This window comes from Kineosporia sp. NBRC 101731, from assembly GCF_030269305.1.
Taxonomy (GTDB): Bacteria; Actinomycetota; Actinomycetes; order Actinomycetales; family Kineosporiaceae; genus Kineosporia.
On record NZ_BSTC01000001.1, the window covers coordinates 612,941 to 628,860 of the forward strand.

Below are 15,920 nucleotides of genomic sequence, written 5' to 3' on the forward strand. Positions count from 1 at the left end.
GACGGGGTGGTCCGCAACCCGGGAAGGTCAGGTCAGCAGCCAGGTGTCCTTCGACCCACCACCGCGTGAGCTGTTCACCACCATGCTGCCCGCCGGTGCCACCCGGCTCAGCGCGGTCGGCGCCACCAGCAGCTCCGGGGCGCCCGAGTTCAGCACGAAGGCCCGCAGATCGACGTGATGAGCCGTGAAACCGTCATCGGTGAAGCAGGGCATGCTCGACAGCTGCACCATCTCCTGGGCGATCCACCGGTGCGGCGCGGTGAGCAGCTGCTTGCGGTGTGCCTCGATCTCCTGCTCGCTCGCCATCGGGCCGATCAGCACCCCCTCGCCGCCGTATCCGTCCACCGGCTTGAGCACCAGTTCGCCGAGCCGGTTCAGCACCTGCTCGGCCTGGTCGGGGATGCCGCACAGATAGGTCGGCACACTGTTCAGCAGCGGCTTCTCGGAGAGGTAGTACTCGATCATCTGCGGCACGAACGTGTAGATGGCCTTGTCGTCGCCCACCCCGTTGCCGGGAGCGTTGGCCAGCACCACGCGGGCAGCACCGACGGCCGAGAGCAGGGACGGGCCGAGCGGACGGCCGTCGGCACCCGCCGAGTGCAGCAGGGCCTCCTCGTCCACCCGCAGGTAAAGCACGTCCACCCGCTTACGACCGCCCTCCCGCAGCAGGTAGACGGTGTCGTTCTCGATCAGCAGGTCGCCGATCACGGCCACCGGCACGCCCATCTCGTTGGCCAGCATGCGGTGCTCGAACCAGGCCGAACCCTCCGGGCCCTCGCTCAGCAGCACCACCTGCGGGCTGTCGGGGGCGCTCGGCAGGGCCGCGGCCTCCAGCGTCTCGCGCAGCAGGGCCGGTACCCGGTTCGGGTCGAGCATGCCCGCGGGCCGAGGCAGATCACCCATCACCGCGTCGGTCAGGCGCCGGTTCTGCACCGAGTAGCCCAGGCCGGAGGGCACCCGCAGATTGTCTTCCAGCAAGAACCACTCACCGGTGTGCGAGTCCTTCACCAGGTCCATACCGCTGATGTGGGCACGCACCTTCTGCCGGTGCACCAGCGCCCCGGTGCCCCGCAGCCCGGGCGCCGAGTCGATCACCCAGCTCGGCACCACGCCGTCCTTGACAATGGCGCGATCGCCGTAGACGTCGTGCAGGAAGGCGTCGAGTGCCGTCGCCCGCTGCCGCAGCCCGAGACCGAGGGCGGCCCATTCGTCGGCCTGCACCACGCGGGGCACCAGGTCGACCGGGAACAGCCGGGCACTGGCCCGGCCCGGCACGCCGAACGTCACGCCGTGGGAGCGCTGCTCCTCGTCGCGCCGCCGCTCGCGCTGCCGCATCCCGGCCGGGCCGAGATCTTCCAGCACGGCGAACAGGTCGGCGTAGGGGGCCGTCGGGCCGTCCTGACCGAGCGCCTCGTCGCCTTCGAGCTGATACAGGGGCAGGGCCGCCGGATGCCCGGCCTCGCCCGGCACGGTCGGTGCGGCCTGGTCCGGGTCGGTGCGGCGTACCAGCATGTCGACCACGTCGGCGAAGCGCTCGCGGCGTTCGTAGATCGCGCGCTGCTCGGCCGCCGAGCTGCCACGCACCAGGGCCCGTTCGGTCAGCTCGCTGACCAGCTCCCAGTCACCGGCCTCCTCCAGCTGCGGGCGCAGGTCTTCCAGCAGCGCCTGCACCGCCTGAGCGGCCGGCACCGGCCGTGACGAGCGCGGCAGGTCGAGCAGATCGCCCTCCAGACCGGACCGGGCGGCCCGCCAGATGGCGCTGCGCAGCAGGGGGGAGAGCCAGCGCCGGCTCGGCTCGCCCGCGGTGATCGCGGCGTGCTCCTGGCGCACCATCGCCCGGAACAGCCCGGCCAGCAGCACCACGGTGTCGAGGTCGGGGCAGGCGTCGGTGAGGCGCAGTTCGAGGGTGGGGAGGTGCGACGAGGGCCGCACGTCGAAGTAGATCATCCCGGCGTCGCTGATCGTGCCGGACTCGACCAGGTCGGCGATCAGCTGGTCGTGCTCCACCGCCGTCGCGACCTCACCGCTCAGCCCGGCGGTGGGCCAGCGCGACCACAGCAGAGACCGGTTGCTGGCGTAGCCGGAGTCTTCACCCATCCAGAACGGGGACGACGCCGACAGCGCGAGCAGCACCGGCAGCCGGGGCGTGACCCGTTGCGCGATCTGGACGGCCAGGTCGCGGTCGGTGACCTGCACGTGCACCTGGGCACCGCAGATCAGCTGCTCGCGCACCAGCGTCTGGTACTCGTCGAGCATGCGCTCGTAGCGCTGGTTCGGTGTCACCGACAGCTGCAGCGGGTCGACCAGCGGCACCGTGCCCGCGGCCACCACGCCCAGCCCCATCGGGGTGGCCACCTCGACCAGCTTGCGTCGCGTGTCGATCAGAGCCTGGCGCAGGTCGGCCAGGGTGTTGCAGACCGGGGTGTTGCTCTCCACGACACTGCGCTGCAACTCGTCGGAGTAGGTCTCGGCGGGTAGATGCTCCAGCAGCTTCGGGGCCTGAGCCACCAGCTCACGGGAGAGCAGATCCACTACGTGGAACTCTTCCTCGACACCGAGACTGGTCAATTCACCGGGACCGGTCACGTCTGGTCGCCACCTCGCCTGCCGTTCGAACCCGCCGTGACGGACGACGCGGCGGTGGGGCGGCTGAACGCCTCACGCGTCCGTCTCACCGTCATTGGAGGTTAGGCGAGAAGCATGACCTGCACATTTCGAGCGGGTTGCGCGGTCTACGACATCAGGGTCTTCAGGACCCCGGCCTCCTTCTCCGGATCGAGCCCGGGCTGCGGCCGGTCCGGACGCTGCGGAGCCTGGCCCCCGATGGACTGCAACCAGGCCCAGGTGTCACCGACCGTCTCGGCCACGGGACGGTTGTACAGCCCGGTGGCCAGGGCCTTTGCCGGATTGCCGAGGTGCAGGGCGGCGTGCTCCGGGCCCGGCGGGATCCACACCGGCAGCTCGGTCCAGGGTTCGATGCCCGCCTGATCGATCAGCTCCGGCGGGGCCCAGCGCAGCTCGGCGTCCGAGCCCGTGACCTCGACACAGGTGCGCAGGAATTCACCCATGGAGGTGTGCCCGGGCGGGCTGATCATGTCGAACGCCCCGGACAGTCCCTGCTCCGCCGCCCCGACCGTCCAGATCGCCAGGTCACGCGCGTCCACGTACTGCAGCGGCAGGTCGTCCGGCCCGGGCGCGAGCACGTCCCCTCCGCGTGCCACCCGCCCCAGCCACCAGGGCAGCCGGCCGATGTTCTCCCACGGCCCGAGGATCAGCCCGGCCCGCACGTGCACGTACCGATCGCCGAAACCTCGCTCCACCGCGATCTCCGAGCCCCGTTTCGCCTCGCCGTACGGCACCTCGGCACCGTCCCGCCCGGCCTCGGGGTCACCCGCCAGCAGCGGCGCGGACTCGTCCGCGCCGACCGGTGCCGGGAACTCGTACACCGAGCGGGTGGAAACGAAAAGATACCGTCCGACGCGGTTTTTCAGCGCCTCGACGCTGTCGCTGACCACGTAGGAGTCCGAGCTCCAGGTGTCGATCACGACGTCCCACTCGCCGGTCAGGGCATCGAGCCCGCCGGGCTGCCGTCGATCGCCGTGCCGGGCGGTCACCTGCGGTTGCTCCGGGGTCTTGGTGCCCCGGTTCAGCGTGGTCACCTCATGTCCGCGCCCGACCGCCTCGTCCACGAGGGCCCGCCCCACGAACTCCGTCCCACCCAGCACGAGAATCCTCATGCGCCCACCCTGCCGGTCCGAACCGGTGTGATCCAAGCGTTTCTGCGGTGAAGAGAATCAAATGGAGGACGAGGTCGGTGGGGGTTCGGGGAACGTTTGCATGATCACGAACGAAGTGAGGGGGGCCTTGCCGTGATCATGCAAACGTTCCCCGACGATCTTGAAACTCAGCTCGCCGAGCGCTCGCGATCCCCGGTCGGGCGTCCTTCGTCGTCCAATCCTCGACCCGCAGCCATCAGGGCTTCGGGGGTGAGGGTCTCGCCCTGGGCCAGGCGGGGCAGGGGTGGGACGGGGTCTTCGTGGTCGAGGTGGTCGATGGTGCGCAGCTGGTCCAGGGCCGCGCGGGCGGTGTCGCTGTGCCGCTGCTCCACGGCGCGGTCGGGCCGCACCACCAGCGTCGACTCCCGCATGACCTCCGGCGGCCGGTCGTCGCCGGGCAGACGCAGCCCGAGGTATGACGCCTTGCGCTGGTCGTAGCCATCAGCCAGGGCGAAACCCTGGTACTGCCAGTCCAGTTCGTCGGCGATCGCGGCGACCAGGCCGGCCTCCAGCACCGAGCGGTCGCGCAGGCGGGGCAGGTAGGGCAGCGAGGTGTAGAGCTCCCACAGCTCGCCCACACTCACGTGGCCGGTGCGCCAGCGGGAGGTGAGTGGCCCGTTCAGATCGCTGCGGATGGCGTGGTCGTCGCGGGAGGTGACGAGCTCGCCCTCGGCGCGCAGGGTGAGCGCGGCCCGTTCGGCCAGGGTGCCGCCCGCGCCCTCGGCGGTCAGGACCCGTAGCGTCAGCGGCTCGTCCTCCGACTGCTGGCCCGGAATCAGCAGCCAGAAGTAGGTCTCCGGCAGCAGGTGATCGATATCGTTCTCGGCTGCGTCCTTCCAGATCAGGGCCTCCCGGCCGGCCTCTTCGGGCAGGCCCAGGGCATGGGCCATGGCGGCCACGTGCGACCAGGCGAGGAACTCGCGGACGCCGGCCTCCAGCATCGGGTAGTGGTGGGCGTCGGCAGCCAGCGCGATCACCGCGTTGCGGTGCCGGCGGGGCTGGGCGCCTCGCGTGGAGGTGAGCCGGAGCGTCTGCTCGGCGGCCGCCGAGGTGAGCACCGGGTCGGCCAGCGATCCGTGCACTTCGGCGGGATCGTGCAGGTGGCGCGGATGGAGGATCGCGAGTTGCACCTCGGCCTCGTCCGGGAGCCCATTGGTCGTGTCGACCACGTGCACCGCCTCGAATCCGGTGTCGTCGGCCCCGGTCGTGCAGTGCTGCTCCAGACGGCGCACGATCTCCGCCTGCAGCCGTTCGATGCTCAGGCTGTCCGCGAACTCATGGGCCACGCGGTCGATCTCAGCCGTCGGGTCGTACCCGGACCTTCGCGTGAGGTGGGGCAACGGGCTCATCGTGTGCTCCTTTCCTGCCGCCGTGCCCGACCCATCGACGCGTTGCTCCCCGAGCTTGAGCCACCGCCGGGGTTACCGTGGAACACTGACCGTGCGTCATCGGGGAGGCCGGGTAGCCGGAAAGGGTGGATGTCGATGAGGGCCATCAGGATCACGCTGTCGACGTTCTTGCTGGGTCCGCTGCTGGTCGCCTGCGGGGGCGGAGGGGCCCAGGTGGGTTCGATCGGCTCGACCGAGAATCCGCCCGCCGAACAGGCCGCGGCCACCCGGCAGAGCGAGCGTGACCTCGCCGACCAGCGTGAGCGGGATCGTGAAGACGATCCCCGCACCGCGCAGGAGCAGCGTCGCGAGGAGGCCCGCGACGTGGCGAACAAGGTCAAGGAGGTCGCCGACGACGTCAAGAAGGGCATCACGCAGTCGCACTTCACCATGCCGCAGCTGGTGGGTCGCAACCTCCAGAACGCGCAGGACCTGCTGCAGAAACGGGGCAGCTACCTGCTCGATCAGGTCGATGCCACCAGTCAGCACCGCTTCCAGCTGCTCGACTCCGACTGGAAGGTCTGCCATCAGTCACCGCGGGCCGGATCGAGGGTGCTGAAGACCAAACTGGTGCGACTGGAGGCCGTGCGCCTCGACGAGAACTGCCCCTAGCGCTCCTGAACGGGCGAGGCCGTCCCACCTCGCGGAACGATGGCCGGGGAAAGTTTCTTGCCGTGATCGTGCAGAGTGTCCCCTGGAACGCTGGGGACACTCTGCACGATCACGAAAGGGATGGTGGGGTGGTGGACAGGCGGCCCCGGCCTTCGCGGTCGACCGTCACCGTGACCTCGTCCGGGCCGAAGCGCAGGCCGCTCACCCGCAGGGCCCCGAACGGGGAGTTCTCGGGAGGTAGGCACTCCAGCGTGCCGTTGTCGGCCGAGAGCCCGGCCAGGACCTGCACGAGCGGGCCGATCGCCGCCGCGGACCAGGCCTGGGGGCGGCAGGCGGCGGGATAGGGCACGAGGCTCCTTCCCTCGCCGCTGTGCAGTTCCGGGAGCCGGTAACCGAACTCCGCCGCTGTCCTCAGCAGCCCCTCGACCAGGCCGAACGCCGAAGCGCCGAGCCCACTGCGGTGCAACCCGTGAATCGCGATCGCCGTGTCGTGGGCCCAGACCGAGCCGCAGTGATAACTCAGCGGCCAGTACCCGCCCTCGGTGGAGGCCATGGTCCGCAGTCCGTAGCCACTGGACAGGGCTGGGCCGCTCAACAGCGCCGCGACCTGCTCGGATTCGGCCGCAGAGAGCAGGCCGGTGCCCAGGAGATGCCCGATGTTGCTGGTCAGCGAGTCGACGGGGCGCCCGGAGCCGTCCAGGGCGAGGGCCGGGAAACGCTCGCCGTCGGCGCCGGTCACCCAGAACGATTCGCGGAACCGCGCCGCCAGTCGTTGCGCCCGGTCTCTCCAGAACACGCCACCGGGCCGGCCGAAGTGGTCGAGCAGCTCGGCACCGTGCACGGCCGCCTCGTGCGCGTAACCCTGCACCTCGCACAGCGCCACCGGTCCGTCGGCGATCGTGCCGTCGGCGAAACGGACCGCGTCGGCAGAGTCCTTCCAGCCCTGGTTGGCCAGACCTGTGCCGGAGCCGGTGTACCGGACGAACTCGTCCCCGTGGTCGCCGAGCCACCCCAGGGCTCCCTCCAGTGCCGGAAGCAGCGACCGGACGGTGTCTTCGGGCATTCCCCAGCGCCAGGAGTCGTGCAGCAGGCAGATCCACAGAAGGGTGGCGTCGACCGTGCCGTAGTACAGCGGCGGCAGGCTCATCCCGCCCCCGACGCCGCCCTGGGCGTGCTGCGTGGCCGTCGCGCGCAGTTCGTGCAGGATCTTGCCCGGCTCCTCGCCGGTCGCCGCATCGGTCTTCGTGCCCTGCCGGGCCGCCAGCGCCCGGAGGGTGCCCTCGGCCAGGTCGGTGCCGAAGGGCAGTAGCAGGCGCGCGGCCCACAGGCTGTCCCGGCCGAAAAGAGTGAAGTACCAGGGAGATCCCGCCCCCAGAAACACAGCACCCGGATCGTCGGCCGGTGCCATGCGCAGGGCCTGCAGATCGCTCCAGGAGGTGCCGATCAGGGCCGGGAGGCGCCGGTCGTCGGCCCGGGCCTGCGGTTCTCGGTGCAGAGCAGGGACGTTTCGGTCACCGAGGCCGGTCACCGGCGCCGTGGGGGCCTCGAGGCTCAGCCGCCAGGTCAGGCCCACCGTGCCGCCGACGGGAACCTCGACCGTCCAGTGCAGCCGCACCGCCCGGCCGTCGTCGTCGATACGAGCCCCGGGAGCATCGAGATCGGCCACCACCTCGTCCGCTCCCCAGTGCACGTGCGACCCGTCCACCGACCGTTCCGGCGTGGACGGCGGTTGCGAGCCGGGCGACCGGATGGTCTCGACCCGCTGCCGGGCCGGTGTCACCACGAGCGTCACCGTCGCCGGGACCGGCCGCGGGCGGTGGGAGCTCAGCTCGACCCGTTCCTCGAGCCGACCCGCTCCGACCGTCCGCGTCCGGTCGACCCGCACCGCCGCGTCCGGACCGCCACCCCCGAGCCCCCGGGGTACCGCGACGAACCGGGCCACCCCGGCGCAGACCGGGCCCCCACCGATCGGGGTGGGTTCCTCCCCGTCGATGAGCAGCACGGCCGACGAGAGCACCTGGACGTCGCAGTGCAGCACGCCCTGCACCCCGCTCTCGCGGATCTGCCCGGAGGCCTCGCTCAGCACCGTGGTCGGAGCGCTCAGGGAGGTGACGAGGTCGTGCAGCCACGGGTGCTGGGACACGGGGTCAGGACTGGTCTCGGGCATCGGGACTCCCCTCGGGCACTACGGACGAGGTCCATCGTGCCCCAGGGCGGTGGCCACCGCCCTGGACCTGGACCGTCAGCGGGTCACTGCTCTCGACGTGCGGGCGCCGGTGGTGCTGCTTCCGGCGTAGACGGCGCGCCACTGGTGCTTGCCGAGCTTCTTCGAGACCTTGAAGGTGCCGTTCGCCGTGGTCTTCGTGGTGGTGGCGGTGACCCACCGGCCGCTCGCGGCCCGGTACTGGATCTTCACCGGCCGGCCGGCGAGGGCGGCCCAGGTCGGCTCGACCCGGTGGTCGTAGCGACCGCCCCCGAGGGACCAGCCGAACCTGATGGCCTTGAGCGACCCGGTGAACTTCCGCCCGCCCGAGATCTTCTGGGCCGACAGGGAGATGCGCGAGCCCCGCAGCACCGAGAACGTCGCCCGGCAGTTGGCGGCCCGGTAGGGGTCGGCCTCCCAGAGTCTCACCAGGGTCTCGACGTCACCGGCGATCCAGTTCGGCAGCTCGGAGGCATCCATCTCGCCCTGGGTCATGTCGCTGATGGCAAAGGCACCGGCGTCGAGGATCCGCAGACTCCAGTCGGGGAACGATCTCTCGACGTCGAAGATCACCGACTTCGGCTGCTCGTAGAGGGTCACGGACGACGGGATGATCTTGCACTCGGTCGCGGAGGACTCGGGTGCGGCCGTGGGTACGGCGGCTGCGGTGGCAGCTGACGCGGACGTTCCCGGGGCGAGCAGGGCCAGGGGAGCGAGCAGGGTGGCGGCCGCGAGGCCGACCGCAGATCTACGAAAAATTCTCATGGTCAGTCAATTCCACATCTGCGAGATCAGCCGGTGACGGTCTTCGAGGTGCGGGCGCCGGAGGTCGGCGTGCCTGCGTACACGGCCCGCCAGGTTCGCTTCCCAGACCTGACGGTGGTCTTGAAAGTGCCGTCCTTGCCGGTTTTCACGATCTTGTCGATGATCCACCGGGTACCTGACCGGTGCTCCAGCCGCACCGTCTGCCCGGAGTGGTTCACCCACGGTGGCGAGAGCCAGTACGGCTGGTCGGTCTCGTCGAAATCGACCTGGGTGAGACGGCCGCGGAGTTGACGTCCACCGGTGACCTTCTTGGCGGTCAGGGATATCTTCGAACCTCGGAGCAGCCTGAACGGGGCCCGGCAGACCTCGATCTCACGGAGATCGGCGCTCTGGAGGGAGACCTCCGCCAGGGTCAGCCCCGCGTCGCTGTTCGCGAGTTTCCCGGGATGGAACTCCATCAAAGGAGACCTGGTATCGGGAGCGATCTGGGCCGCGCCGGAAGAGGCATAGTCGATGCCGATGGCCCAGTAGGGGTATTCGGTCTCGACGTCGAACTCGACCACCTTGCTCCGGTCGTAGACGGTGATCGAGCCCGGGGTGATGGAGCACGTCGGGCCGGACGCCTCCGGGGCGGCGCTCGCGGCTGCGGCGGGCCCCAGGAGAGCCATCGTGGCAATGACGAAAGTGGTGGCCAGGCAAGCGAAAGCCCGGCGGGGAATCCTCATGTCGAGAAGGTAAACGCCACTGAACCGGCGGATGTCCAATATGACCGAACTGTAACCTTGGTCTCATCGGACCGATCCGGATGTTGCGGACCAGAAGATCGGCATGTCACTCAACACTGAAAAGTTTTACCGAACAGGCAAAAGCCCGGCGAGGCATGGCAAGGGGCCCCGCCGGGCCATCGGGCTCTACCGTCGTGTCAGCGGGTGACGGCCGCCGAGGTGCGGGCTCCGGTCGTGCTGCTGCCGCCGTAAACCGCACGCCACTGATGTTTCCCGATCTTCTTCGTCACCCGGTACGTGCCGTCGGACGCGGTCCTCGTCGTGGTGGCGGTGACCCAGGTGTTCTTCGTGGTCCGGTACTGGATCTTCACCAGCTGATCCCCCAGTGCCGACCAGGTGGGTTTGCTGGTTTGCCCGAGGTACGAAGGGTCATGGTGCCAGCCGAACGTGATGGCCTTGAGCGATCCGGTGAACTGCCGCCTGCCGGTGACGGTCTTCGCCGCCAGGGAGATCCGGGACCCGCGCAGAATCGTGAAGGTGGTCTTGCAGTTGGCCTTGTCGTACCCATCCGCCGAGGACAGCAGGGCGAAGGCGTCGACCTTTCCGGCGATCCAGCTGAACTGGGTGGAGGAGTCCAGTTCCCTGACCGGGTCGTCACTGGTCGGCGAGATTTCCGCATCGGGAACGTCCAGCATCCAGAACGGAAGGCGGCTATTGACCCTGAACTTCACTTTCTTGGGCTTGTCGTACAGGGTCACGGACGAGGGGGTGACCGTGCACGTGGTGCCAGCGGCCGCCGCGGGGGAGGCCGGGGCCAGCAGTGTGAGAGGGGTGAGGAGGGCAGCCGCGATCAGACCGGCGGCAGCCCGGCGGGGCAACTTCATCCTGGGGAGATCCATCATCTGTGAGGTCAGCCGGTGACGGTCGTGGAGGTGCGGGCGGCGGTGGTGGCACTACCCGCGAACACCGCCCGCCACTGCCGTTTCCCGAGCTTCGTGGTGAACTTGAAGGTGCCGTTCTTCCGGGTCTTCACCGTTGAGGCAGTGATCCACGTACTTCCGGACCGGTACTGGATGCTGACCTTCTGGCCGGCGAAGCTCGCCCAGGGGGCCTTGATCCAGGGGGCCTGGCTGTTCTCGTCGAAGTTGATCCTCTTCAGGGTGCCGGTGAGCCGGCGGCCGCCACTGACCGGAGCGGCGGACAGGGAGATCTTCGAGCCGCGCAGGAGGCGGAACGGTGCCGTGCAGGTCCTCGTCTCGCCGTCGCGGATCTGGTGGAGCTTGACCTTGAACTGCTTCAGGCCGGCGTCCGAGTTCTCGAAGTGGCGGGGATTGAAGATGGTGTTGCGGAAGTCGCTGTACGACGTGACGGCGGCCATCAGGTTGTTCTTCGGGTAGTCGAAGTCGATCCACCAGTAGCGGTAGGTGCTGTCGACGTCGAATTCCACCACCTGGGTCCGGTCACCGAGGGTGAGTGAGCTCGGGACGATGGAGCACGACACCGTGGCGGCGGCGTTCGCCGGGGTGGCCGGTCCCAGGAGTGCCATCGTGGCAACGGTGAAAGCAGTAGCCAGGCAGGCAAAAGCCCGGCGGGGCGTCTTCATGATCATGAAGTTAGCGTCCGCCGGGCCGGCCGGTGCGGGAAACTTCCCAAACGTTATCTTCGGGTCATCGGGTCATCGGGTCATCGGGTCACCGTGGACGAGGTGCGCGCCCCGGTGGTGCCGGTGCCTGCGTAGGTGGCTCGCCAGCGGTGCTTGCTCAGCTTCACCGTGGCCGAGAAAGTGCCTGTCTTGGAGGTTTTCACGGTCTTCGCGGTGACCCAGACGTCGTTGCCGTTGAGGTACTGCACGCGCACCTTCTGACCTGACAGCTTCTGCCACTTCGTTGCCCCGGTGCCGAAGTTCACCCGCTTCAGGGTGCCCGTGACCTTCCGGGACGACGACACCGTCTTCACCGATATCGCGAGATCGGTGCCGCGTTTCAGGCGGAAGGAGGCCGAGCAGCTGTCGATGGCCGTGCCGTTCTGGCGCTGCACCTTGACCGCGTACGCCCCGGCGTCGGCATTGGCGAACCGCGACGGGCTGAAGGTCGCGATCCGGTCGGCCTTGCCGTCCACCTTGTACACGGACAGGTTGATGTCGGCGATCGAGAGGGTCCAGTACTGCGCGGAGGGAACGTTGAACGTGACGTTCTTCGACCGCTGGTAGAGCGTCGTGCTACTGGGGGTGATCGTGCACGAGGCCGCGCTGGCGGGCTGGGCGGACAGCAGGATCACGAGGGGTACCGCGCACGCGGCCAGGCCCGCGACGGTCCGGCGCAGAAGGGTCGTCATACTGCATATGACGGGTGGTGGGCACCGCAGGGTTCACGAACGCCACCACCGACCGACCCACCGGGGCATGCGCCGTCGTGAGGCGCGTCCTCCATCCCGATGCTTAGCAGCTCAGCCGGTGACTTCGGACGAGTAGTCGGATCCGGAGATGTTGGTGCCCTGGAAGTAGGCGCGCCACGTGCGTTCACCGATCTGCTTCGTGAACGTGAACGTGCCGTTCTTCACCGGTACCCGGCCGCCGTACTGCCACTGGCCCCGGGCGTTCACGAACTGGATGTCGACCTCCTGGTTGGAGTAGGTCGTCCAGCGGGTCTTCGGGTTCTTGCCCCAGTTCACCCGCTCCAGGGTGCCGGTGACCTTGCGCCCGTACCTGATCTTCTGCACCTTGGTGATCTCGATCCGGGTGCCGCGCTTCAGGCGCCAGGTGCCGGTGCACGTGTCCGTGGTGCCGTCGCTGCGTTCCCGCTCCACGGTGCCCATGTGCCAGCGGGCGTCGGCGTTATCGAGCTTCTTCGGGTCGACCCGGGCCACGCTGGCGTCGCCGTCCACCGAGGTGTCGTAGATGTACAGGCCGATCTCGGGGAGATCGAAGGTGAAGTGCCGCGCCGAAGGAACATCGAAGTCGATGGTCTTGGGCCGGGTGAGGAAGGTGGTGCCCCGGGGTCGTACGTCGCACGACGGAACCGTCTGGGCGGACGCCGGGGTGGCGACGAGCGCGAGCGGGCCGACGAGAGCAGCGGCGGCCACGATGCCGGCCGCGGACTTCCGCAAGGTGAACATGAAAGCTGAGCCTATGAGCCGCGCACCGGTTCCGGATGTCCCCCGAACATGGGATTCGCGGCCGTCCCGGGGGTTTTCCGGGACGGCCGCGAAGTCTTGCGGATCGGCCGATCAGGCCGAGGGGATGCCCACCCGAACGTCGGGTGCGCCCAGACGCGCGGAGTCGGCGGTCTGGTCGTCGGGCTGCTTCTGCGACTCGATCTCCGCCGCGACCCGCTTGGTGTAGTGCTCGATCTCGCGGGCGGTCTGGCCGGCGTCCCATCCGAGGATCGGGGCCACCAGCGCGGCGACCTCCTGGGCGGCCTCGACCCCGCGGTCCCGCACCTCGATCGAGAGGCGGGTACGACGGGCGAGGATGTCGTCCAGGTGCTGAGCGCCCTCGTGCGAGGCCGCGTAGACGACCTCGGCCTTGAGGTACTCGTCGCCACCGGTCAGCGGTTCACCCAGCTCGGGCCGCTCCTCGATCAGGTCGAGCACCTGCGTGTAGAGGCTGCCGTACCGGTTGAGCAGGTGCTCCAGCACGTGCACCCGCAGGCCGGCCCGCTTGGCGATCGCCTGCCGGTTGTTCCAGGCCGCGAAGTAGCCGTCGGCCCCGATCAGCGGGATGCGCTCGGTGCAGGACGGTGCGACGACCCGGTCCAGACCGTGCACCGCGTTGTCGACGGCGTCCTTGGCCATCACCCGGTAGGTGGTGTACTTCCCACCGGCGATGACGGTCAGGCCCCGCACCGGACTGGCCACCGCGTGCTCCCGGGAGAGCGTGCTGGTGGACTCGCTCTCCCCGGCCAGCAGCGGCCGCAGCCCGGCGTAGACGCCCACCACGTCGTCCCGGGTCAGCGGGTCGGCCAGTAGGGCGTTCGCGTGGTCCAGCAGGTAGTCGATATCGGTCTGGCTGGCGGCGGGATGGGCCTTGTCGAGTTCCCAGTCCGTGTCCGTCGTGCCGATCACCCAGTGACTGCCCCGCGGGATGATGAAGAGCAGGCTCTTCTCGGTGCGGTGGATGATCCCGGTGGCGCTGTTGATCCGGTTGCGCGGGATCACCACGTGCACGCCCTTGGAGGCCCGGACGCGGAACGAGCCGCGTCCGCCGACCATCTCCTGGATCTCGTCGGTCCACACGCCGGCAGCGTTGATCACCTGCTGCGCGCGGATCTCGAACTCCTTGCCCGACTCCAGGTCACGGGCGACGACGCCGACGACCCGGTCGTCCTCACGCAGGAACCGCATCACCCGGGTGCTGTTCGCGATCGCCGCACCGTAATGGGCCGCCGTCCGGGCGATCATCATGGTGTGACGGGCATCGTCGACCTGGCCCTCGTAGAACGAGATGGCACCGGAGATCTCCGAGGCCTTGCCGGAGGGGAACGACTCCTTCGCCTTGGCCCGGCGCATGTACCGCATGTGGTGCGGCACACCCCGGCCCGAGCCCATGACGTCGTACACACCCATGCCCAGTGACACGTAGGCGTGATCGAACGCCTTGGTCAGCGGGTAGATGAATTCCACCGGGTGCACGAGGTGCGGCGCCAGGGTCTCCAGGTTCAGCGACCGCTCCTTCAGCGCCTCGAAGACGAGGGCGAAGTTGAACTGCTCCAGGTAGCGCAGGCCACCGTGGAACAGCTTGGTCGATCGGCTGGAGGTGCCCGCGGCGTAGTCCCGCATCTCGACCAGGCCGGTGCTCAGGCCGCGGGTCACGGCGTCCAGAGCCGCACCGGCCCCGACCACCCCGCCCCCGATCACCAGGACGTCGAGTTCCTCTGATGCCAGTCGGGCCAGTGCTGCCTCACGGCCGGCCGGGCTGAACGGTTCCTGCGTGGTACTCAATCTACGTCCACCCATCCCATCGTTCGGTCCACGGCCTTCTTCCAGCCCGTGTAACCGCTACTGCGCTGCTCGTCGGACCAGTCCGGCGTCCAGCGCTTCGACTCGTTCCAGTTCGCCCGCAGCTCGTCAGTGTTCTGCCAGAACCCGACGGCCAGGCCGGCCGCGTAAGCCGCACCCAGGGCGGTGGTCTCGGCGACCACGGGCCGGCTGACCGGCACGTTGAGGATGTTCGCCTGGAGCTGCATGCACAGCTCGTTGGCAGTCACCCCGCCATCGACCTTCAGCACCTCGACGTGCACCCCGGAGTCGGCCTCCATCGCCTCGGAGACATCCCGGCTCTGATAGCAGATCGATTCCAGGGTGGCACGGGCCAGGTGCGCGTTCGTGTTGTATCGCGACATGCCGACGATCGCCCCTCGGGCGTCACTGCGCCAGTACGGTGCGAAGAGCCCGGAGAAGGCCGGCACGAAGTACATGCCACCGGTGTCCTCCACCGTTCGGGCCAGCGTCTCGATCTCCGAGGCGCCGGAGATGATGCCGAGCTGGTCACGCAGCCACTGAACGGCCGAGCCGGTGACCGCGATCGACCCTTCGAGGGCGTAGACCGGGGCGTCGTCACCGAACTGGTAGCAGACCGTGCTCAGCAGGCCGTTCTTCGAACGGACCAGCTCGGTACCGGTGTTCAGCAGCAGGAAGTTGCCGGTGCCGTAGGTGTTCTTGGCCTCGCCCGGGGCGAAGCAGACCTGGCCGACCATGGCGGCCTGCTGGTCGCCGAGGATGCCCGAGATCGGGATGCCGTGGAAGCCGGAGGGGTCCACGACCTCGCCGTACCAGGACGGCTCGGAGGACGGGCGGATCTGCGGCAGCATCTGACGCGGGATGTTGAAGAACGACAGCAGCTCGTCGTCCCAGTCCAGCGTCTCGAGGTTCATCAGCATGGTGCGGCTGGCATTGGTCACGTCGGTGACGTGCTTGCCGCCGTTGATGCCACCGGTCAGGTTCCAGACCAGCCAGCTGTCGGTGTTGCCGAAGATCGCGTCGCCCTTCTCCGCGTCTTCACGCGCACCGGGGACGTTCTCGAGGATCCACTGGATCTTGCCGGCGGAGAAGTAGGTGGCCGGCGGGATGCCCGCCTTCTGCCGGATCACGTCGCCCTTGCCCTCGCGCTCCAGGGCGGAGGCGATGCGGTCGGTGCGGGTGTCCTGCCAGACGATCGCGTTGTAATAGGGCCGCCCGGTCTTCTTGTTCCAGACCACCGTGGTCTCGCGCTGGTTCGTGATGCCCAGCGCGGCCAGGTCGGAGGGCTGAAGCCCCAGGCCGTTGAGCGTGTTGGTCATGACCGACCGCGTGCGCTCCCAGATCTCCACCGGGCTGTGTTCCACCCAGCCGGCCTGCGGCATGATCTGGCTGTGCTCGAGCTGGTGTTTGCCGCGCTCGTTGCCCTCGTGGTCGAAGAGCATGAAGCGGGTACTGGTCGTGCCCTGGTCGATTGCACCGACGAGATCTGCCATGA

13 protein-coding genes are annotated in these 15,920 nt (G+C 68.9%); 1 reads left to right on the forward strand and 12 read right to left on the reverse strand.

Translation table 11 applies throughout. The annotated features are described in order from the left end of the window. Window positions 1–27: 27 nt before the first annotated feature. The 3 genes from QSK05_RS02630 to QSK05_RS02640 all read right to left on the reverse strand — a co-directional run bounded on the left by QSK05_RS02630 (window position 28) and on the right by QSK05_RS02640 (window position 5,125). Complete coding sequence (locus QSK05_RS02630; protein WP_285593490.1) at window positions 28–2,586, reverse strand: carboxylate--amine ligase/circularly permuted type 2 ATP-grasp protein; 2,559 nt, start codon at window positions 2,584–2,586, stop codon at window positions 28–30. Window positions 2,587–2,732: 146 nt separating this feature from the next. Further along, window positions 2,733–3,737, reverse strand: a complete 1,005-nt coding sequence (locus tag QSK05_RS02635) for an NAD-dependent epimerase/dehydratase family protein (RefSeq protein WP_285593494.1) — start codon at window positions 3,735–3,737, stop codon at window positions 2,733–2,735. 167 nt (window positions 3,738–3,904) lie between these two features. After that, window positions 3,905–5,125, reverse strand: coding sequence for a hypothetical protein (locus tag QSK05_RS02640; protein ID WP_285593496.1), 1,221 nt, complete (start codon window positions 5,123–5,125; stop codon window positions 3,905–3,907). 135 nt (window positions 5,126–5,260) lie between these two features. Between QSK05_RS02640 and QSK05_RS02645 the strand changes: the two genes are divergently transcribed. Further along, on the forward strand, window positions 5,261–5,776 hold the full coding sequence (locus tag QSK05_RS02645) for a PASTA domain-containing protein (RefSeq protein WP_285593498.1): 516 nt from the start codon (window positions 5,261–5,263) through the stop codon (window positions 5,774–5,776). 109 nt (window positions 5,777–5,885) lie between these two features. Here the strand turns inward: QSK05_RS02645 and QSK05_RS02650 are convergent, their stop codons facing one another. From QSK05_RS02650 to glpK, 9 genes are all read right to left on the reverse strand, one after another. Continuing rightward, complete coding sequence (locus QSK05_RS02650) at window positions 5,886–7,943, reverse strand: glycogen debranching N-terminal domain-containing protein (protein ID WP_285593501.1); 2,058 nt, start codon at window positions 7,941–7,943, stop codon at window positions 5,886–5,888. Window positions 7,944–8,018: 75 nt separating this feature from the next. Beyond that, entirely contained in the window at window positions 8,019–8,744 is a 726-nt protein-coding gene (locus QSK05_RS02655; protein WP_285593503.1) for a hypothetical protein, read from the reverse strand. A 26-nt stretch (window positions 8,745–8,770) separates the two neighbouring features. After that, on the reverse strand, window positions 8,771–9,469 hold the full coding sequence (locus tag QSK05_RS02660; protein WP_285593505.1) for a hypothetical protein: 699 nt from the start codon (window positions 9,467–9,469) through the stop codon (window positions 8,771–8,773). Between the two features lie 197 nt (window positions 9,470–9,666). Continuing rightward, complete coding sequence (locus QSK05_RS02665) at window positions 9,667–10,353, reverse strand: hypothetical protein (RefSeq protein WP_285593506.1); 687 nt, start codon at window positions 10,351–10,353, stop codon at window positions 9,667–9,669. Between the two features lie 26 nt (window positions 10,354–10,379). Next, a complete protein-coding gene (locus tag QSK05_RS02670; protein ID WP_285593508.1) occupies window positions 10,380–11,072 on the reverse strand; it encodes a hypothetical protein in 693 nt (230 codons plus the stop codon). Window positions 11,073–11,152: 80 nt separating this feature from the next. Then, a complete protein-coding gene (locus tag QSK05_RS02675) occupies window positions 11,153–11,803 on the reverse strand; it encodes a hypothetical protein (protein WP_285593510.1) in 651 nt (216 codons plus the stop codon). A 111-nt stretch (window positions 11,804–11,914) separates the two neighbouring features. Next, the gene (locus QSK05_RS02680; RefSeq protein WP_285593512.1) at window positions 11,915–12,583 is read right to left on the reverse strand and encodes a hypothetical protein; all 669 of its coding nucleotides are present in this window, start codon (window positions 12,581–12,583) and stop codon (window positions 11,915–11,917) included. Window positions 12,584–12,694: 111 nt separating this feature from the next. Continuing rightward, window positions 12,695–14,407 (reverse strand): glycerol-3-phosphate dehydrogenase/oxidase, encoded by a 1,713-nt coding sequence (locus tag QSK05_RS02685; protein WP_285593516.1) that lies wholly within the window; start codon window positions 14,405–14,407, stop codon window positions 12,695–12,697. After that, the gene (gene glpK, locus QSK05_RS02690) at window positions 14,404–15,918 is read right to left on the reverse strand and encodes a glycerol kinase GlpK (protein ID WP_285593520.1); all 1,515 of its coding nucleotides are present in this window, start codon (window positions 15,916–15,918) and stop codon (window positions 14,404–14,406) included. Before glpK ends, QSK05_RS02685 begins: the two co-directional genes overlap by 4 nt. Window positions 15,919–15,920 lie beyond the last annotated feature (2 nt).